16 protein-coding genes are annotated in these 18463 nt (G+C 68.2%); 10 read left to right on the forward strand and 6 right to left on the reverse strand.

The annotated features are described in order from the left end of the window. Positions 1–70 precede the first annotated feature (70 nt). The 3 genes from AB5T46_RS16455 to rph form a co-directional block, all read right to left on the reverse strand. The gene (locus AB5T46_RS16455) at positions 71–973 is read right to left on the reverse strand and encodes a hypothetical protein (protein ID WP_370565131.1); all 903 of its coding nucleotides are present in this window, start codon (positions 971–973) and stop codon (positions 71–73) included. Between the two features lie 328 nt (positions 974–1301). After that, entirely contained in the window at positions 1302–1904 is a 603-nt protein-coding gene (gene rdgB / locus AB5T46_RS16460; RefSeq protein ID WP_370565132.1) for an RdgB/HAM1 family non-canonical purine NTP pyrophosphatase, read from the reverse strand. A 203-nt stretch (positions 1905–2107) separates the two neighbouring features. Continuing rightward, the gene (gene rph / locus AB5T46_RS16465) at positions 2108–2836 is read right to left on the reverse strand and encodes a ribonuclease PH (RefSeq protein WP_370565133.1); all 729 of its coding nucleotides are present in this window, start codon (positions 2834–2836) and stop codon (positions 2108–2110) included. A 144-nt stretch (positions 2837–2980) separates the two neighbouring features. Here rph and AB5T46_RS16470 point away from each other — a divergent pair, with 144 nt between their 5' ends. The 6 genes from AB5T46_RS16470 to recG all read left to right on the forward strand — a co-directional run bounded on the left by AB5T46_RS16470 (position 2981) and on the right by recG (position 10318). After that, positions 2981–3841, forward strand: coding sequence for a YicC/YloC family endoribonuclease (locus AB5T46_RS16470; RefSeq protein WP_370565134.1), 861 nt, complete (start codon positions 2981–2983; stop codon positions 3839–3841). Between the two features lie 140 nt (positions 3842–3981). Continuing rightward, the gene (gene gmk / locus AB5T46_RS16475; RefSeq protein ID WP_370565135.1) at positions 3982–4605 is read left to right on the forward strand and encodes a guanylate kinase; all 624 of its coding nucleotides are present in this window, start codon (positions 3982–3984) and stop codon (positions 4603–4605) included. Positions 4606–4789: 184 nt separating this feature from the next. Next, complete coding sequence (rpoZ, locus tag AB5T46_RS16480) at positions 4790–5092, forward strand: DNA-directed RNA polymerase subunit omega (RefSeq protein ID WP_370565136.1); 303 nt, start codon at positions 4790–4792, stop codon at positions 5090–5092. A gap of 273 nt (positions 5093–5365) precedes the next feature. Next, a complete protein-coding gene (locus AB5T46_RS16485) occupies positions 5366–7546 on the forward strand; it encodes a RelA/SpoT family protein (RefSeq protein ID WP_370565138.1) in 2181 nt (726 codons plus the stop codon). 141 nt (positions 7547–7687) lie between these two features. Further along, positions 7688–8071 carry a Rid family detoxifying hydrolase gene (locus AB5T46_RS16490; protein ID WP_370565140.1) on the forward strand — a complete coding sequence of 128 codons (384 nt, stop codon included), beginning with the start codon at positions 7688–7690 and terminating at the stop codon, positions 8069–8071. A gap of 90 nt (positions 8072–8161) precedes the next feature. After that, the gene (recG, locus tag AB5T46_RS16495; RefSeq protein ID WP_370565141.1) at positions 8162–10318 is read left to right on the forward strand and encodes an ATP-dependent DNA helicase RecG; all 2157 of its coding nucleotides are present in this window, start codon (positions 8162–8164) and stop codon (positions 10316–10318) included. Here the strand turns inward: recG and AB5T46_RS16500 are convergent. Then, a complete protein-coding gene (locus AB5T46_RS16500; RefSeq protein ID WP_370565142.1) occupies positions 10303–11058 on the reverse strand; it encodes a hypothetical protein in 756 nt (251 codons plus the stop codon). The genes recG and AB5T46_RS16500 overlap by 16 nt on opposite strands. Before the next feature lie 366 nt (positions 11059–11424). Between AB5T46_RS16500 and AB5T46_RS16505 the strand changes: the two genes are divergently transcribed. From AB5T46_RS16505 to AB5T46_RS16520, 4 genes are all read left to right on the forward strand, one after another. Continuing rightward, complete coding sequence (locus AB5T46_RS16505) at positions 11425–12075, forward strand: response regulator (protein WP_370565143.1); 651 nt, start codon at positions 11425–11427, stop codon at positions 12073–12075. A gap of 130 nt (positions 12076–12205) precedes the next feature. Continuing rightward, entirely contained in the window at positions 12206–13141 is a 936-nt protein-coding gene (locus AB5T46_RS16510) for a nucleoside hydrolase (protein ID WP_370565144.1), read from the forward strand. Positions 13142–13218: 77 nt separating this feature from the next. Continuing rightward, on the forward strand, positions 13219–13470 hold the full coding sequence (locus AB5T46_RS16515; RefSeq protein ID WP_370565145.1) for a type B 50S ribosomal protein L31: 252 nt from the start codon (positions 13219–13221) through the stop codon (positions 13468–13470). 265 nt (positions 13471–13735) lie between these two features. Then, on the forward strand, positions 13736–15025 hold the full coding sequence (locus AB5T46_RS16520; protein WP_370565146.1) for a citrate synthase: 1290 nt from the start codon (positions 13736–13738) through the stop codon (positions 15023–15025). 28 nt (positions 15026–15053) lie between these two features. Here the strand turns inward: AB5T46_RS16520 and AB5T46_RS16525 are convergent, their stop codons facing one another. Both AB5T46_RS16525 and AB5T46_RS16530 read right to left on the reverse strand, forming a co-directional pair. Then, the gene (locus tag AB5T46_RS16525; RefSeq protein WP_370565147.1) at positions 15054–15716 is read right to left on the reverse strand and encodes a hypothetical protein; all 663 of its coding nucleotides are present in this window, start codon (positions 15714–15716) and stop codon (positions 15054–15056) included. A gap of 214 nt (positions 15717–15930) precedes the next feature. Then, positions 15931–18441, reverse strand: coding sequence for a penicillin-binding protein 1A (locus AB5T46_RS16530; protein WP_370565148.1), 2511 nt, complete (start codon positions 18439–18441; stop codon positions 15931–15933). Positions 18442–18463 lie beyond the last annotated feature (22 nt).

An 18463-nucleotide genomic window follows, 5' to 3' on the forward strand; every position in this document is an offset into this window, starting at 1 on the left:
CCGGGAGCTGTGGCTCCCGGCCCGGGTGAGTGGAAGCGGCAACAGAGCTGCCGTATTCCCGACTCGTGGCTTAAAGGGGATTGACGAAGTTCCCTTGGATGGACGTGCAATTGATGAGGCCGAAAACCTCGCCGAGGACGCCGGTGCCGAGGATCGTGTTGTCGCGCAACGCGCCATTGAGGATCAACGAGGAGCCTCCGCAGCGGATGCCGGCATCGGCCCCGAGCAGGCCGCCGGCGTCCATCACCACGGTATTGGCCTCGAAGGTATTGCGCACGCCACTTTCATTCCAGATGCCGCGGCGGGCGCCGGTACCATCCCTGGCCAGATTGCGAACCCGGTTGCCCTTGACCGTGCCGCCATTCATGTCATCGGTGCGGATGCCGTAGGCGGTGCCATTGCTGCCGCCGCTCGCCACGACGCCGTCGATCAGGTTATCGATCACGTCGACATCGCCTTCGCCGAAGATGCCGTGGAACGTGGTTACCCCGGGCAGGCCGGTGTTTCCGGTGTCCACGATCTCGTTTCCGCGGATGGCCGACCCGGCGCCGCTGACGTGAATCGCGGTCTGGGTATTGAAGTCGAGGACGTTGTCCTCGACACGATAGCTGCCGTCGAGCATCTGGATACCCGTTCTGTAGCCACGGATCCCGCAATTGCGGACGTTGACGTTCTGGCGTGCGGTGGCCAGGATGCCGACCGCATTGGTGCCGGGTCCCGCCGCCAAGTTGCCGACCTTGAATTCGTTGCAGTCGATGGTCACGTTGTTGGTATTGACCGTGATCGCCGCGCCGGATGCCAGGGCCGCACTGACGTGCTGCTTCAGGCAGTAGACCCCTTGGGTGGTGATGACCGTCGGGACAGAGGTGATGTTGGTGCAGTTGACGGTTTCGGCTGCTGCTGGAGTGGAGTAGCCGTATCCGGAAAGTGCGCCGAGAATCACCATGGATTTCAAGTACTTTGCCATCTGCATAACTGCTCTCCTTCCAAATTGGTTGGCCGTGCCTGCCAGGCTTTTACTGCCTTCATTAACGGCGGCTCATTCGTATCACAAAATATCGGGCAGGCGTAAGACGCGAGAGCATATTGAATCATTCGGGCGCATTTCTCGATTGAGAAAATTCTGAAAGCACTAGTTTATTGATGCACGTCATATATATATCGTGCATAACTTGGGAAAAAGAAGAGTTTATGAGGGCGGACGTGAGCGACGAAGACCGGGCGGGCGCCAAGCGATCGGGTGCGGCACGCTCGGCGCCCGTGCGGCGTTGGTTCTGGTCGCGGCACCGTATGTGTCGAGACTACGAGTGCTTGTCGAGCGTCGCCAAGCGCTGCTTCATGGCAGCGAGTGCCAGGCCGCGGTGACTGATGCGGTTCTTCAGCGCCGGGTCGAGTTCGGCCGCGCTCAGGCCGAGTTCCCGGTCGAGGAACACCGGATCGTATCCGAACCCGCCGGTGCCGCGCGGCGCATCGAGGATTCGGCCACGCCACAGTCCCTCGGCAATCAACGGCTGCGGGTCTTCGGCGTGGCGCAGCAGCACGATCACCGCGTAGAAATGCGCATTGCGTCGCGGCTGCGGTACGTCCTTCAGCGTGTCGAGCAGCTTGGCGATGTTGGCCGCGGCATCGCCATGTCCGCCGGCATAGCGCGCCGAGTACAGGCCGGGGGCGCCGCCGAGCGCATCGACGCACAGGCCGGAATCGTCGCCGAGTGCCGGCAGCCCGGTCGCGCGTGCGGCGTTGCGCGCCTTGAGCAGGGCATTTTCGACGAAGGTGAGGCCGGTCTCCGCGACGTCGGCCACGCCGTATTCCGCCTGCGTGCGGACGTCATGGCCGCCTCCGGACAGCAGTGCCTGCAGCTCCGCCAGCTTGCCGGCATTGCCGCTGGCCAGCACCAGCTTCATCGGCGCAGCTCCAGAAGATCCCGGCGAGTGCCGTCGGCACCCTCGAACGCCGCGGCGTTGCCGCAGGGTTCGCTGCGCGGAGAGTCGATGAAGCGGACGCGCCGCCTCGTCATCGCGGCCAGGGCGGCATTGCCAGGACACTGCTTCATCATTGCCTCGCAGAAACAGCCGCACCGCGCCCGAGGAACCGGACGTCCGGCACGCTATTGTGCCAGCGCCTCACGCTGCTTCGCGATCAGCGTGGCGATGCCGGTCTCGGCGAGCGCGGTGAGCGCATCGAGTTCGTCGCGGCGGAAGGCATGTCCTTCGGCGGTGCCCTGCAGCTCGATGAAGCCGCCGCCGTCGTTCATGACCACGTTCATGTCGGTGTCGCAGTCGCTGTCCTCGGCGTAGTCGAGGTCGAGCACGGGCACGCCGCGCCAGATGCCGACAGACACCGCCGCGACCGCGCCGAACACCGGGTCGCGGGTGATCTCGCGGCGCGCCGACAGCCAGCGCACCGCGTCCATCAGGGCCACGTAGGCGCCGGTGATTGCCGCGGTGCGGGTGCCGCCGTCGGCCTGCAGCACGTCGCAATCGAGTGTGATGGTGCGCTCGCCGAGCAGCTTGCGGTCGACGCACGCACGTAGCGAGCGGCCGATCAGGCGCTGGATCTCGAGCGTGCGTCCGCCCTGCTTGCCGCGTGCGGCCTCGCGATCGCTGCGGGTGTGGGTGGCGCGCGGCAGCATGCCGTACTCGGCGGTCACCCAGCCTTCGCCCTTGCCGCGCAGGAATGCAGGCACCCGGTTTTCGACGCTGGCGGTGCACAGCACCCGGGTGCTGCCGAAACTGACCAGCACCGAGCCCTCGGCGTGCACGGTATGGCCGCGCTCGATGCCGATCTCGCGCAACTGGTCGGGCGCGCGGCCGCTTGGACGGGAAAATGCGGTCATGCGTGGGTACCGTTGTGCGGGCGGGAAAGTCTAGCAGTCCGGGCGAGGGGAGGCGGGAGACGGACCCCGTCCCATCCCGCCTTGCCCGGCTGCCGTGACGACCGGGATGGCATACTGCCCGCCTGTCCAGTCGTCCGGATCCGCATGATCAGAAGCATGACCGCCTACGCCTCGGGCGAGCACTCGACGCCGTGGGGCACGCTCGGCTGCGAATTGCGCGCGGTCAATCATCGTTTCCTGGAACTGGGCGTGCGGTTGCCCGAGGAACTGCGCGCCTTCGAGCCGCAGCTGCGCGAGGGTGTCGCCGCCAAGGTATCGCGCGGCAAGCTCGACCTGGTGCTGCGGCTGCGCCCGGCCGAGGGCGTGGACGCGCTGCAGGTGAACGAAGCGATGCTCGACCAGCTTGCCGCGCTGGCGGACACCTTCGACGCGCGCCTGCCCAACCTGCGGACCGAGTTCACCGAGCTGTTGCAGTTTCCGGGTGTGCTGCAGTCCAAGTCCGTCGATCCGGCGGCGATGCAGGCGGCGGTGCTCGCCTTGCTGGACGACGTGCTGACGGGATTCATCGCCGCACGCGAGCGCGAGGGAGGCAAGCTGGTCGCGGCGATCCTCGAACGCGTGGACGGCATCGCCCGCCTCGCCGGTGAGGTGCGCGGCATGATGCCGGCGATCCGCGAGGGCCAGCGCGCGCGGCTCGAGGCGCGCATCGCCGATCTGGCGCAGCCGCTCGATCCCGGGCGCCTGGAGCAGGAACTGGTGCTGTGGCTGCAGAAGCTCGATGTCGACGAGGAGCTCGACCGGCTCGACAGCCATATCGACGAGATCCGTCGTGTGCTCGCGCAGCGCGAACCGGTCGGCCGGCGGCTGGACTTCCTGCTGCAGGAGTTCAACCGCGAGGCCAATACGCTCGGCTCGAAGTCGGTGGACCGGCGTACGTCGCAGGCCGCGGTCGACCTGAAGGTGCTGATCGACCAGGTCCGCGAGCAGGTGCAGAATCTCGAGTAGCCGGGAATCGGGAATCGGGAATCGGGAATGGTGAATAGCAAAAGCAAGACAGGTTTCGACTGGCAGCACGGTCGGCCGGGGTGGCGATTGTCGGCGCCTCGCCCCCATTCCCAGTTCCCCCTTCCCCATTCCCAGCCCTGATGCGCGGAACCCTGTACATCGTCGCCGCCCCGTCGGGCGCCGGAAAATCCAGCATCGTGAACGCGTGCCTTGCGCGCGACCGCGGCATCTGCCTGTCGATCTCGTTCACCTCGCGCGCGCCCCGCCCGGGCGAGCGCCATGCCGAGCACTACCATTTCATCGCCGCCGACGAGTTCCGGCGCATGATCGCGGCGGGGGACTTCTTCGAGTACGCGCAGGTGCACGGCGACTGGAAGGGCACGGCGAAGCAATCGGTCGAACCGCAACTGGCGGCCGGGCGCGACGTGCTGCTGGAGATCGATTGGCAGGGCGCGCGCCAGGTGCGGGAACGGGTGCCCGATGCGGTGAGCATCTTCATCCTGCCGCCGTCGCGCGCGGCGCTGGAGGAGCGCATGCGCAAGCGCGGCCAGGACAGCGAGGAGGTCATGCGCCAGCGCCTGGCGGCGGCGCGCGAGGAAATGTCGCACCACGGCGAGTTCGACTACGTGATCGTCAACGAGGATTTCGCGACCGCGGTCGACGAGATGTGCGCGATCTTCACCGCCAGCCGCCTGCGGCATCGGCAGCAGGCCGAGCGGCACGCGGCATTGATCGAGGCGCTGCTGGGTGAATCGACGCGCTGAGCAGATGCCCCATCGGCATCTGCCGCATCGGCGATCCCCGCATCCGGAGTCGGAAGGCACGCGGATATTGCGGCAACTTGTTGATTCATAAAGACAGACCTTGCGCAGAAGCTGGCGTGCGGCTATAGTTTCCTGTCCTCTTCATCAACGATTCGCGCGACCTGCCGGTCGCCGGGAGTTCCGTATGGCCCGCATCACCGTGGAAGACTGCCTGGACGTGGTCGACAACCGTTTCGAACTGGTCATGATGGCCGCCAAGCGCGCGCGCCAGCTGGCCAACGGCGTGGAGCCGCAGCTGGACAACGGCGAGCACGACGACAAGCCGACCGTGGTGGCGTTGCGCGAGATCGCCGCGCGCAGCATAGACAACGACTACATCGAAGCCGTCGACAAGGCCGAGCGCGAGCGCAAGGAGCGCGAGGCGCTGGAATGGGCCGCCGCCGAGGTGGTCGTCGACGACGACCTGTCCAAGGGCGACGATCTTTAAGAGCCGGGATTCGGGAATGGGGAGTCGGGAGTAGGAAAAGCAGTCCTGCTTCGGGTTTTTCCACCTGGTCCTTCGCTACAGCATGTCTCTGTAATGGCCCCGCTTTGCGGGGCCGTTGCTTTTTTGCGGTCGCATTCATTGCACTCGCGACTCCCCGATCCCGGCTTTGTGTAACGGCGTACCGCGACGGACCGAGGCGGCGTCGCATCCGCCGCATTCACGATTCCCCATTCCCTATTCCCCATTCCCGGCTTTTCGCTTTAGGCTCCCCCCATGAGCCCCGCCGAAACCGCCAAGCCGCACGGTCCCGTGCCCGCCGACGACGCGGTGCCCGAGTACATGCTCGCGCTGGAGCAGGCGGCGGACTACCTGCCGGCCGAACAACGCAAGGTGCTGCGCCGCGCCTGGGCCGTCGGCGCGGCTGCCCACGCCGGCCAGACCCGCAAGTCGGGCGAGCCGTACATCACCCACCCGGTGGCCGTTGCGCGGGTGCTGGCCGAGCAGAAGGTCGACCTGGAAACCCTGGTCGCGGCGATCCTGCACGACACGATCGAGGACACTCCGCTGACGCGCGAGGCGCTGGCGGGCGAGTTCGGCGAGGCGGTGGCCGAACTGGTCGAGGGCGTCACCAAGCTGGACAAGCTGCATTTCGGCAGCCGCCAGGAGGCGGCCGCCGAGAGCTTCCGCAAGATGATGCTGGCGATGGCGCGCGACCTGCGCGTGATCCTGATCAAGCTCGGCGATCGCCTGCACAACATGCGCACGCTTGGCGCGCAGACGCCGGAAGCGCGCGAGCGCATCGCCCGCGAGACGCTGGAAGTCTACGCGCCGATCGCGCAGCGGCTGGGCATGAACCTGATCAAGGCCGAGTTGCAGGACCTCGGCTTCCGCGCGCTGCGCCCGATGCGGCACGCGGTGCTGCAGAAGCGGATCCGCGCGCAGCCGCTGGTGCGGCGCGAGGCGCTGGCCAAGATCGAGGCGCAACTGGCGCAGCGGCTGACCAACGAGGGATTGCAGTACCGTTTGGTCGGGCGGGTGAAATCGCCCTGGAGCATCTACAACAAGATGCAGCACGAGGGCAAGACCTTCGACCAGGTGATGGACGTGTTCGGCTTCCGCGTCATCGTGCGTTCGGTGGCCGAGTGCTATCACGCGCTGGGCGTGGCGCACTCGGTCTACAAGCCGCTGGACGGGCGCTTCCGCGATTTCATCGCCATCCCCAAGGCCAATGGCTACCAGTCGCTGCACACCGTGCTGTTCGGACCGTACGGCTCGCCGATCGAGGTGCAGATCCGCACCGAGGAGATGGACCTGATCGCCGAGCGCGGCATCGCCGCGCACTGGGCCTACAAGCACGGCGGCAGCCCGACCAGCGCGCAGACGCGGGCGCACTCGTGGCTGTCGAACCTGCTGGAGTCGCAGCGCTCGACCGGCTCCTCGCTCGAGTTCCTGGAGAACGTCAAGGTCGACCTGTTTCCGGACGAGGTCTATCTGTTCACGCCCAAGGGCGACATCCTGGCGCTGCCGCGCAACGCCACCGCGCTCGATTTCGCCTATGCGGTGCATACCGACGTCGGCAACCACGCGGTGGCCGCGCGCGTGGATCGCAAGCTGGTGCCGCTGCGCACCAAGCTGGCCAGCGGCCAGCAGGCCGAGGCGATCACCGCGAAGTCGGCGGCGCCGAAGCCGCAATGGCTGGAATTCGTGGTCACCAGCAAGGCGCGCACCGCGATCCGCCAGCAGCTCAAGCACCTCGAGCACGAGGATGCGGTGCAGCTCGGCCATCGCATGCTCGACCGGTCGCTGGAGGACATCGGCAGCTCGCTGGAGCGGCTGCCGCCCGAACGGCTCGACGCCTTTCTCGGCGAGTTCCGCTACCGGCGCCTGGAGGAGCTGCTCGCCGACATCGCGCTCGGCAACCGGATGCCGGCGCAGGTGGCGCAATCGTTGGCGCGGCACGGCGCCGGGTCGGGCGCGGAGGGCGGCCGCGACGCCGGCGATCCGTCGCGGACCGGCGACCGGATCCTGATCACCGGCAATGAGCGCGGCGTGATCACGTTCGCCAACTGCTGCATGCCGATCCCCGGCGACGAGATCATGGGCTATCACACGGCCGGCAAGGGCATCGTGGTGCATCGCATGGAATGCCCGAACGTCGCCGACTACCGCAAGTCGCCCGAGCGCTGGGTGTCGATCGGCTGGGACCGCGAGGTGGCGGGCGACTACAACGTGGCGCTGCGGATCGAGGTGGAGAACCGCCCGGGCGTGCTCGCCCAGGTGGCGGCCGCGATCGCGCAGGCGGAGTCGAACATCGATGGCGTTGACTATCTCGAGCGCGACAGCAACATCGCCGCGATCCGGTTCTCGATCGAGGTCCGCAACCGCAAGCACCTGGCCGACGTGATCCGCCGATGCCGACGTCTGGGCGTGGTGCATGGGGTGCAGCGGCTTTAAGGGTCGGGATTGGGGATTGGGGATTGGGGATACGGGATTGGGGATACGGGATTCGGGATTCGGGATTCGGGACACCCAGCGCCCGGGCCGCCGCTACAATCCATCTCTCTCGCAACCATCCGCGTTCTCAGGAGCCCTGCCATGCCCCGCACTCCCGTCAGCACCGACCGCGCGCCCGCCGCCATCGGGCCGTACTCGCAGGCCGCGCGGGTCGGCGATATCGTGTTCCTGTCCGGGCAGATCGCGCTCGATCCCGAAAGCGGTGAACTGGTCGCCGGCGGCATCGAGGCACAGGCGCGGCGCGCATTCGCGAATCTCGAGGCGGTCTGCGTCGCCGCCGGTGGTTCGCTCGACGACGTGGTGCGGGTCGGGCTTTACCTCACCGACCTGGACGAATTTTCGATGGTCAACGCGATCATGGCGGAAGTGTTCGCGGACCCGTACCCGGCGCGTTCCACCATCGAGGTGTCGGCGTTGCCGCGTGGCGCGGTGTTCGAGGTCGACGCGGTGATGGTGTTGCGCTGACGCCGCAGCACATGGATGCGGCCGTCGTGCCGAAGTCGTTTTCCTAGCCGAGGGGGTTGCCTTCGCCCGCGTTCACGGCATGCTTGAACGATGCCGGCCTCCCCTAAATCCACCGATCCCGCCGATCCTGCGCGCACGCCGCTCTCGACGCTGGCCGGCGTCGGTGCGCGGACCGCGGAAAAACTGGCCGCGCGCGGGCTGCTGACGCTGCAGGACCTGTGGTTGCAGCTGCCGCGACGGTACGAGGACCGCACCCGGCTCGCGCCGATCCGCGGCCTGCAGCCCGGAATGCCGGTCCAGGTGGAAGGCGTGGTGGAGGCGGTCGAGCGCGGCTTCCGCTACCGGCCGTCGCTGCGGGTCGCGCTCGGCGACGATTCGCGGGCGACGCTGGTGCTGCGGTTCTTCCATTTCCGCGCGACGCAGGTCGCGCAGTTCCGTGTCGGTGCCCGGGTCCGTTGCTACGGCACGCCGCGTCCGGGCCAGCACGGACTGGAGATGGTGCATCCGACCTACCGCCTGCTCGGCGACGAGGAGCAGCCCGGACTCGGCGAGCGCCTCGATCCGGTCTATCCGCAGATCGAAGGCGTCGGCGCCGCGACGATGCGCCGCCTGATCCGGCAGGCGCTCGAACGGCTCCCGGACGACGACACGCTGGAACTGTTGCCGAAAGCGGTGCTGCGCGAGCGGCACCTGCCTTCGCTGCGCGCCGCCCTGTTGACCGCGCACCATCCGCCGCCCGACGCCGACGTCGCCGCGCTGCTGGCCGGGACGCATCCGGCGCAGCGGCGGCTGGTGCTGGAGGAACTGCTCGCCCATCACCTGAGCCTGCGGCGCCAGCGCATCACGCTGCAGCGCCATGCCGCGCCGGCGTTCGCCAAGGCCGGCGCCCTGGCCGATCGCCTGCGCGCGGCGCTGCCGTTCGCGCTGACCGGCGCGCAGCAGCGGGTCTTCGACCAGCTCGTCCGCGACCTGCGCCGACCAGTGCCGATGCTGCGGCTGGTGCAGGGCGATGTCGGCAGCGGCAAGACCGTCGTCGCCGCGCTGGCGGCGCTGCTGGCGGTCGAGTCCGGCGCACAGGTGGCATTGATGGCGCCGACCGAGCTGCTGGCCGAGCAGCACCTGGCGAGCTTCCGTGCCTGGCTGGAGCCGCTCGGCGTGCGGGTCGGCTGGCTGGCGGGCAAGGTGGCGGGCAAGGCGCGCACGCAGGCGCGGGCCGCCATCGCGGACGGCACGCTGCAGGTCGTCGTCGGCACGCATGCGTTGATGCAGGAGGGGGTGGCGTTCCGCAACCTGGGGCTGGTGATCGTCGACGAGCAGCACCGGTTCGGCGTGCACCAGCGCCTCGCGCTGCGCGACAAGGGCACCGAAGGCGGACGCGTGCCGCATCAATTGGTGATGACCGCCACGCCGATCCCGCGCACGCTGGCGATGACCGCCTACGCCGATCTCGATGTCTCCGCGATCGACGAGCTGCCGCCGGGACGTGCCCCCGTGCGTACGGTGGCGCTGAGCGCCCAGCGGCGGCCGGAACTGATCGAGCGCATCCGTGGCGCCTGCGCCGAAGGGCGTCAGGCGTACTGGGTCTGCACCTTGATCGAAGAGGACAACGACAAGCCGGGCGAGGCCGGATCGGCCGCCGGCAGCGGGGCGCGCTCCGAGATGGTGGCGCAGGCGGCGCAGGGCACGTTCGAGGCGCTCTGCGCGGCCTTGCCGGAGCTGCGTGTCGGCCTGGTGCACGGGCGGATGAAGGCCGCCGACAAGCAGCACGCGATGCGCCGTTTCAAGAACGGCGAGATCGATCTGCTGGTGGCGACGACGGTGATCGAAGTCGGGGTCGACGTACCCAACGCGTCGCTGATGATCGTCGAGAATGCCGAGCGCCTTGGCCTGTCGCAGCTGCACCAGCTGCGGGGACGGGTCGGGCGCGGCAGCGCCGAGTCCAGCTGCGTGCTGCTGTACCAGCCGCCGTTGTCGCAGACGGCCAGGCAGCGCCTGGCGACCCTGCGCGAGACCAACGACGGCTTCGTGATCGCGGAGAAGGATCTCGAGCTGCGCGGCCCGGGCGAACTGCTCGGTACCCGGCAGACCGGCCTGGCCGCGTTCCGCGTCGCCGACCTTGCGCGCGACGCCGACCTGCTGCCGGTAGTGCACGGCATCGGCGATCGCCTGCTGCACAAGGCGCCGGCGGTCGCCGATCGCCTGATCGAGCGCTGGATCGGCGGCGCCGCGCGTTATGCGGGGGCGTGATCCGCGGTAGAGGAGCAGGGTGTCCGTTGCCGGGCTGCTTCGCATGCTTCCCGATCTTGAACGCCATCGGTCGTCGTTGCGGCTTCCTCGTTGGAGCGGGTATCCAGGCGCTCGAGCAGTGCATCGAGCCTTGCGGCGAATTTCAGGAGCATCGCGTGATCCGCCCTGGCGTGGCCGGTGCGCAGTGCCGCCAGCAGCGCGCGGCCGTCGTCGATCAGCGGCGAACGCCCCAGAGCACCGAGACCGCCGAGCATGCGATGCAGCCGGTCCGCGGCGGTCGCACGGTCGCCCAGGCGCGAGCAGCGCCGGAGTTCGGCGAGATCGGTGCGGGTCACGTCCACCAGCAAGGCGACCGCCGCGGCGGTCGCCTGCCTGGTGCCGAAGACATCGCGCATCAGTTGCGGGTCCGGGTATGTGCTCGCCGTGATGGACCAATGGTGCTGAGGTACGCCACCACCAGTCGCAGCGATGCGGCCGTATCGCCACACGCGCAGACGAAGCCGGTACCCGGCGGTTCGCATGGGCCAGCGGTCATCCTCACGTGCCGTGGAACCGGCGACGCGTTGCTTGACGAGCGCGCGAGCGTGCCGTGCCCACCATCCCACGGCGGCTCGTTGCGACAGCGATGGATAGCGGCGGCCGAAGGCGGCGCGTAGCGTCGTAGCCGGATCGCGTTGTCCGACCGCGGCGTTGCGTCGACGGCGATGGACGACCGAAGACGGATCGATGAGACGAACCATTGCGCCTCGCTTGCGTTGAAGAGGGACTTGGATCCACGGCGACATAGTCGATGTATGCAGTTTCTCCGTGCGACGTCGCGATAAGCGTCACAGTTTTTGCCGGCGTCCGGATGCGCGGTGTCGCGCGGGTGACGAGTGGCGTCCGATGCAGGATTGAGAGCGTCATACAGGGACGCGCGTCCGGTTCCGATCGGGCGTGCGGCAGCAAGTCGATGGGACATTGCGACAGGAGCCATGGCCGTATGCGTCGGAATGGGTGTCGCCGTGATCGCCGTCACCGGATGCGCCTTGCGGTAGCGTGTGCATCTCGCGTATTAGTCTACCGGCGCAGTCGCGGGGAAACGACTGTGCGTAGCCGGGGGGAGCATGCACAAAGCGTTGAAAATATGCCTCGCCGACGACCATCCCGTCGTGCTCGCCGGCGTGCGGGCGCAGCTCGAAAGATCCACGATGGATGTGGAGATCGTCGCCGAGGCCGGGGACGGGCGCGCTTTGCTGGCGCTGCTGGCGCAGAACCCGGGCTGCGATGTCGTGATCACCGACTTCTCGATGCCGAGCGATGACGAGCGGAGCTGCGACGGCATTCCGCTGTTGCAGGCGCTGCGGCGGCAGTGGCCGTCGCTGCGTGTCGTGGTGCTGACGATGATCGAGAATCCCGCGCTGTTGCAGGCGATGCTCGATGTCGGCATCCATGGGCTGGTGGGCAAGCTGGCGTCGATCGAAGAGCTGTTGCAGGCGATACAGAGCGTCGTCAACGGACGCCGATACGTCAGCCAGGAACTACGCAAGCGACTGCATGCCGGCACGCTGGCGGATGGGTCGGCAGGCCTTTCGCCGCACGAGGCGGAAGTGGTGCGGCTGTTCGTGCACGGACTGTCGGTCACCGCGATCGCCGCACGGCTGTCGCGCAGCGTCAAGACCATCAGCCGCCAGAAAAGCGACGCGATGCGCAAGCTCGGCGTCGACAATCACAGCCAGCTCTATGCGTATGCCCGCGACCATGGCTTGGCAGCATGACCGAAGCGCAACTCATGCGCGCCGGGACATCGGCGGGAGCCAGCCTCGGCCCGGCAGCTTTTTGCGCCCGGTGCCGTTCCCAATCCTGCCGGCATGGACAATGCAGGGTGGGTCAGGGGGATAATGCCGGATGGACGATCGTATTCCCCTGCTCATCGATACCGACCCGGGTGTCGATGACGCCCTCGCGCTGCTGACCGCCTTCAATGATCCGGCGCATCGGGTGGTCGGCCTGACCGTCGCCGCCGGCAATGTCGGTCTCCGGCACACCGTCGCCAACGCGCTCAAGCTGACGGAGGTTTGCGATGCCGCCGTGCCCGTGTACGCGGGCACGGCGGCGCCGTTGCTGCACCCGGCACGGGACGCGGCCTACGTGCACGGACGCGACGGCTTCGGCGACATCGACTACGCGCCCGCCGGGCGCCAGGCCGAATCCGAACACGCCGCACTGGCGATCCTGCGCCTGTCGCAGGTCCACGCCGGCCGCCTGCTGCTGGTGGCGTTGGGTCCGCTGACCAACCTGGCGCTGGCCCTGAAGCTCGATCCGACCCTGCCGCAGCGCATCGCCCGCCTGGTGGTGATGGGCGGGGCAGTTACCGCGCACGGCAACATCACCCCGGCAGCGGAGTTCAACATCGCCTTCGACCCCGAGGCCGCGCGGATCGTGTTCGACGGCTTTCCGCGCTTCGACCTGGCAGACTGGGAGGCGGTGATTGCGCATGGATTCCAGCACGTCGAGGCCGAACGCTGGCTGCGGGCGGACTCGCCCCGGGCGGCCTTCTACGAGGCGATCTCCCGGCAGACCCGGCTGTGGTCGGCCGACCGCCGCGGCGACCTGTGGCATTCCGCCGACGCGCTGGCGATGGCGTGGGCACTCGAGCCGGACGGCGCCCTGGAGACCGTGGAGCGTCCGGTCGCGGTGGAACTGGACGGTCGCCATACCCGCGGCGCCACCGTGGTCGACTGGTTGCGGCAGGAGGGCGCCCCCGACAATGCCAGGATCCTGATGCGCTACGACCAGGAGCGGTTCCAGCGCCTGATCCGGGCAGCGCTCGCTGCCGGATGAGTGCGCCGCGCCAACCCATTGCAGAGGGCGAGGGCGGTGGCTATAATGCTCGGCTTCCCGCAATTTCCGGTGCCGCCATGAAGGCCGAGATCCACCCCGACTACCGCGAAGTCGTGTTCCAGGACGTGACTTCCGATTTCAGGTTTCTCACCCGTTCCACCCTCGCCAGCTCCGCCAAGGAGACGGTGAAGTGGGAGGACGGCAACGAGTATCCGCTGGTCAAGATCGAAGTCTCGTCGGCCTCGCACCCGTTCTACACCGGCCACAACAAGATCATGGATACCAGCGGCCGCGTCGACAAGTTCCGCAGGCGCTACGCCAACAAGTAGCCGGCAGTCGCATGGAGCGGCGTAGATCGCGACGCACGCCCGAACCAGAACCGAGGCCGCGGCTTTCGCCGCCGCCGCACGGCTATCGACGGCCGCCTCCGGGCGGCCGTCGTCGTTGTGGGCGCCGTGGTGGGCCGCTGCGACCGGGGCGGTGGCCGCCTTGTGCGATAATTCGATTTCCCGCGGCCGCGCCGCGGGTTCTCCCACGATTCACCCGCGTCGCCATGGCCTAGCCCCGTGGCGTCGATCCTGAAAGGAGTGTGCTGTGTCGGATCTTGACCAGGTCACGCTGGGCGCCGGCGACACGTCGGTCACGTTGCCGGTGCTCACCGGAACGCTCGGCAATCCGTGCATCGATATCGCCAGGCTGCCGAAAGAGACCGGTTGCTTTACCTACGATTCGGGCTTCACCGCCACGGCGTCGTGCAAATCCGCGATCACCTATATCGACGGCGATGCCGGCGTGCTGCTGTACCGCGGCTATCCGATCGACCAGTTGGCCGAGAAGTCCAGCTTCCTCGAGGTCGCCTACCTGCTGATCAACGGCGAGCTGCCGGACGCGAAGCAGTTCGAGGCCTTCAACCACGAAGTCACGCATCACACGATGATGCATGAGGCATTGAAGAGTTTCCTCAACGGCTTTCGCCACGATGCGCATCCGATGGCGATGCTGTGCGGCTCGGTCGCCTCGCTGTCGGCGTTCTATCACGACACCCTGGATCTCAACGATCCGGAACAGCGACGCATGGCCGCGGTCCGCCTGATCGCCAAGGTGCCGACGATCGCGGCGGCGGCCTACCGCTATTCGATCGGTTGGCCGATCCGCTATCCGCGCAACAATCTCGACTACGTCTCGCGTTTCCTGCACCTGATGTTCGAGGTGCCGAGCGAGCCGCTGCAGATGAACCCGGTGGTGGCCAAGGCGCTGGATCTGCTGTTCATCCTGCATGCCGACCACGAGCAGAACGCCTCGACCTCGACCGTGCGCCTGGTCGGTTCCACCGGCGCCAATCCCTACGCCTGCGTCTCCGCCGGGATCGCCGCGCTGTGGGGGCCGGCGCACGGCGGCGCCAACGAGGCGGTGCTGAAGATGCTCGAGGAGATCGGCACGCCGGACAAGGTGGAGAGCGCGATCGCCAAGGCGAAGGACAAGGAGTCCGGCTTCCGCCTGATGGGCTTCGGCCATCGTGTCTACAAGAATTTCGATCCACGCGCCAAGATAATCCGCGAGATGACCCACAAGGTGCTGGGCGAGCTCGGCGTCAACGATCCGCTGCTCGAGGTGGCGTTGAAGCTGGAGGAAGCCGCACTCAAGGACGACTATTTCGTGCAGCGCAAGCTGTACCCGAACGTCGACTTCTACAGCGGCCTCATCTACAAGGCGCTGAAGATCCCGACCGAGATGTTCACGGTGATGTTCGCGATCGCGCGTACCGCCGGCTGGGTGGCGCACTGGCTGGAACAGCAGACCGACCCGGAAGCCAAGATCGGCCGTCCGCGGCAGATCTACACCGGCGCCGATACCCGCGACTACCTGGCACTCGACCGGCGCTGACCCGGTCGTATCTAATGTTGATCCGTATCTAAACCTTGGCGGATGCAGCGTCCTGCTCGTAGCCGGCGATTTCCTCGTCCGCCAGCAGCCGCCGCAGCTGCGCGGCGGAGGCGCGTTGCATCGGTTTCTCGTCGATGCTCGATAGCGGCGCTTGCCGCAGTGCGAGCCTGGGCAGCACGGTCAGGTCGAAGGACAGATCTTCCGCGCTGAAGACCCAGACCGGGAACTCGCCCTCGCGCGTGCGGTCGAGGCGGAGGCGGCGGCTGCGCGCATCGGTCGGAATGTCGTGTTCCTCGAGAAATCTCGGCACGGCGTCCGGATCGTCGCTGTAGAGCTGCAACGCGACCGGCGAGTTGGCGTCGGCGGTGCCGTCGAGCACCGGGCCGACCAGTCGTGCATCGAACGGCGCGAAGAAATCGAGTGCGCGCAGCGCGGCCTCGCGCCGGACGCGCAGCGCGTCGGCCTGCGCCTCGCCGAGGAACAGCCGCTGGTACTCGCGCAGCGCGTCCTCGATCTCGCGATTGCGGGGCAGCGAGGCGTCGTCGTGGATCCCGAGCCGGTCGGCGGCCTTGAGCTTGGCCTGATGGAAATCGCGGATGCCGCCCTCGGCCATCATCCTCGCCGCTTCGTGGGCGAGCCGGCGGCGGCGTTCGCGGGTGCGGGTCTCGGCATGCTGGCGGGCGCGGTGCATGGCAACTCCCGGTCGAGGCCTGCGGCGACTGTACACCAGCGCCTGTTAACGGGCCCTGGGCGGCGAGCGGTCGGGAAGCGGTTCGCCTCGTTCATCCGCGGCAATCCGCGTCGAGATGCCCTCGCCCGTTCCTCTCGCGCCGGATTTCGCCTCCACGACGGGTGCGGACGCGGCTCGCGCCGCCGCACTGCCACGCCGGTGCTTGCACGGCACGCTAGAAGATGTCGAACGCTTCCTCGCTCGGAATCGAGTCGTCGTAGCCGTCGTCCATCTCGCCGGCCATGCGCTCCAGGTCCTCGACCTTGACGTATTCGGTGATGCCGCCGGAGCCGCTGGGCAGCAGCCTGCCGCTGGCGCTCACCGAGACCTCGACCAAGCCCTCGGGCGGATCGTGCGGCATCGGCGGCTGGCCGTCGAGCGCGACCCGCATGTAGTCGATCCAGATCGGCAGCGCGGCGCGGCCGCCGTACTCGCGGTAGCCGAGCGAGCGGTTATCGTCGCGGCCGACCCAGACCGTGGTCGCCAGGTTGCCCCCGAAGCCGGAGAACCAGGCATCGCGATGGTCGTTGGTCGAGCCGGTCTTGCCGCCCACGTCCTCACGCTCGAGCACGCGCGCGGCGGTGCCGGTGCCGCGGCGGACCACGTCGCGCATCATCGACACCAGCTGCCAGGCGACGCGTTCGTCGATCGCGCGCGGGGCCTGCTCCAACTCCAGGTCGACGACGATCTCGTCGGGGTCGTCCTCGGGCCGGTCCTGCTCGGGTTCCGGCTCGGGCGCGGGCGGCGCGGTCGGGCCCAGGTCGAAGCCGTCGACGACATGCGAGCGCGATGCCTGCCGCCCCGGGGTACTGCCCGCGCCGCAACCGCGGCAGGCGACGCCCGGGGTCTCTTTGAAGATCACCTCGCCATCGCGGTCGCGCACCTCGTCGATGAACCACGGCGTGACACGGAAGCCGCCATTGGCGAAGACGGCGTAGCCGCGGGCGATGTCCAGTGGGGTCAACGACGGCGTGCCGAGGGAGATCGACAGGTTCGGCGGCAGCTCGGCCTCGTCGAAGCCGAAGTGGCTGATATAGCGGCGCGCGTAGTCCACGCCGATCGCGTCGAGCAGGCGCACCGAGACCAGGTTGCGCGATCGCACCAGCGCCTCGCGCAGCCGCATCGGGCCGGCGAACCTGCCGTCGTCGTTCTGCGGGCGCCAGTCCTGGCCGCGGCGCATGCGGAACACCACCGGCGCGTCGAGCACGATCGAGGCCGGGTTGAAGCCGCGCTCGAAGGCCGCGGCATAGATGAACGGCTTGAAGCTGGAGCCCGGCTGGCGCCGAGCCTGGACGGCGCGGTTGAACTTCTGCCCGGCGAAGCTGAAACCGCCGACCAGGGCGCGCAGCGCGCCGGTGTCGTGTTCCAGCGACACCAGGGCCGATTGCGCACGCGGCAGTTGCTCGAGCCGATAGCTGACGGCCGGTTCGGCCGCATCGGCGTCGTCGCCCTCGGGCCCGGTGGGGGCCTCGACGACGCGGCGGACACGGATCAGGTCGCCGCGTTCGGCCAGCGCCGAGGGCGCGCGGTTGGTCCAGCGGCTGGCGGCGGCGTCCAGGGTCACCGTGCTGCCGTCGCCCAGCACGGCATCGACGGTGCCGTCGCCGCTGCGCAGCACGATCGCCGCCAGCATGCCGGATTGCGCCGGGATCCCGCGCAGGCGGGTCGCGGCGGTGGCGGCGTCCTCGTCGGCGGCCAGCTCGAACGTCTGCTCGGCCTCGTTCCAGCCATGGCGACGGTCGTAGACGACGAGCCCGTCGCGCACCGCCTGGTCGGCGGCGGCCTGGAAGGTCGGGTCGATGGTGGTCACGACGTGATAGCCCTTGGTCAGCACGTCGCCGCCATAGCGGGCGATCATCTCCTGCCGCACCATCTCCGCCACGAACGGCGCATAGACCTCGACCGGGCGTTCGTGCGGCTTGGCGTGCATGTCCGCCGCCTGGCCGGCGCGCTCCCGGGCGGTGTCGATGAAGTCGAGCTCGCGCATGCGTTGCAGCACGTAATCGCGGCGGATGCGCGCACGTTCGGGATTGGTGACCGGATTGCCGCTGGACGGGAACTTGGGGATCGAGGCCAGGGTGGCGACCTCGTCCAGGCTCAGCTGGTCGAGCGGCTTGCCGTAGTAGAACTCCGCCGCGGCGGCGATGCCGTAGGCGCGGTTGCCGAAGAAGCTCCGGTTCAGGTACAGCTCGAAGATCTCGTCCTTGCTCAGCTCCCGCTCCATCTTCATCGCCAGCAGCATCTCGGCCAGCTTGCGGGTGTAGCTGTACTCGGAACTGAGGAAGAACTGGCGCGCCACCTGCTGGGTGATGGTGGAGCCGCCCGGCACGCGGCGGTCGTCGGTGGTGGCCAGCAGCCAGATCGCCCGGGCCACGCCCCGGTAGTCGACGCCGTGGTGCTCGTAGAAGCGGTTGTCCTCGATGGCGATGAAGGCCTGCTTCACCGCCTCCGGGACTTCCTCGATCCGGACCGGATAACGCCGGATCTCGCCGAACAGGGCCATCAGGCGGCCGTCGCGGGCGTAGACGTACATCGGCTCCTGCAGTTCGACGGTGCGCAGGCTCTGCACGTCCGGCAGGCGCGCCGAGACCACGAAGTAGAGGGTGCCGGCGGCCAGCACTCCCAGCAGGCCCAGGCCCAGGACCGCGATCAGGAGCCAGCGCAACAGGCGTCGGAATGAGGGCATGGGTGGGGTATCCGGCTGGAGT

The sequence above is a fragment of the Luteimonas salinilitoris genome, from assembly GCF_041300785.1.
GTDB classification, from domain to species: Bacteria; Pseudomonadota; Gammaproteobacteria; order Xanthomonadales; family Xanthomonadaceae; genus Luteimonas; species Luteimonas salinilitoris.

Excerpts from the sequence above, each read along its gene's own strand:
- AB5T46_RS16455 (WP_370565131.1), bottom strand. The coding sequence starts at position 973 with ATGCAGATGGCAAAGTACTTGAAATCCATGGTGATTCTCGGCGCACTT.
- rdgB (WP_370565132.1), bottom strand. The coding sequence starts at position 1,904 with ATGAAGCTGGTGCTGGCCAGCGGCAATGCCGGCAAGCTGGCGGAGCTG.
- rph (WP_370565133.1), bottom strand. The coding sequence starts at position 2,836 with ATGACCGCATTTTCCCGTCCAAGCGGCCGCGCGCCCGACCAGTTGCGC.
- AB5T46_RS16470 (WP_370565134.1), top strand. The coding sequence starts at position 2,981 with ATGATCAGAAGCATGACCGCCTACGCCTCGGGCGAGCACTCGACGCCG.
- gmk (WP_370565135.1), top strand. The coding sequence starts at position 3,982 with ATGCGCGGAACCCTGTACATCGTCGCCGCCCCGTCGGGCGCCGGAAAA.
- rpoZ (WP_370565136.1), top strand. The coding sequence starts at position 4,790 with ATGGCCCGCATCACCGTGGAAGACTGCCTGGACGTGGTCGACAACCGT.
- AB5T46_RS16485 (WP_370565138.1), top strand. The coding sequence starts at position 5,366 with ATGAGCCCCGCCGAAACCGCCAAGCCGCACGGTCCCGTGCCCGCCGAC.
- AB5T46_RS16490 (WP_370565140.1), top strand. The coding sequence starts at position 7,688 with ATGCCCCGCACTCCCGTCAGCACCGACCGCGCGCCCGCCGCCATCGGG.
- recG (WP_370565141.1), top strand. The coding sequence starts at position 8,162 with ATGCCGGCCTCCCCTAAATCCACCGATCCCGCCGATCCTGCGCGCACG.
- AB5T46_RS16500 (WP_370565142.1), bottom strand. The coding sequence starts at position 11,058 with ATGGTTCGTCTCATCGATCCGTCTTCGGTCGTCCATCGCCGTCGACGC.
- AB5T46_RS16505 (WP_370565143.1), top strand. The coding sequence starts at position 11,425 with ATGCACAAAGCGTTGAAAATATGCCTCGCCGACGACCATCCCGTCGTG.
- AB5T46_RS16510 (WP_370565144.1), top strand. The coding sequence starts at position 12,206 with ATGGACGATCGTATTCCCCTGCTCATCGATACCGACCCGGGTGTCGAT.
- AB5T46_RS16515 (WP_370565145.1), top strand. The coding sequence starts at position 13,219 with ATGAAGGCCGAGATCCACCCCGACTACCGCGAAGTCGTGTTCCAGGAC.
- AB5T46_RS16525 (WP_370565147.1), bottom strand. The coding sequence starts at position 15,716 with ATGCACCGCGCCCGCCAGCATGCCGAGACCCGCACCCGCGAACGCCGC.
- AB5T46_RS16530 (WP_370565148.1), bottom strand. The coding sequence starts at position 18,441 with ATGCCCTCATTCCGACGCCTGTTGCGCTGGCTCCTGATCGCGGTCCTG.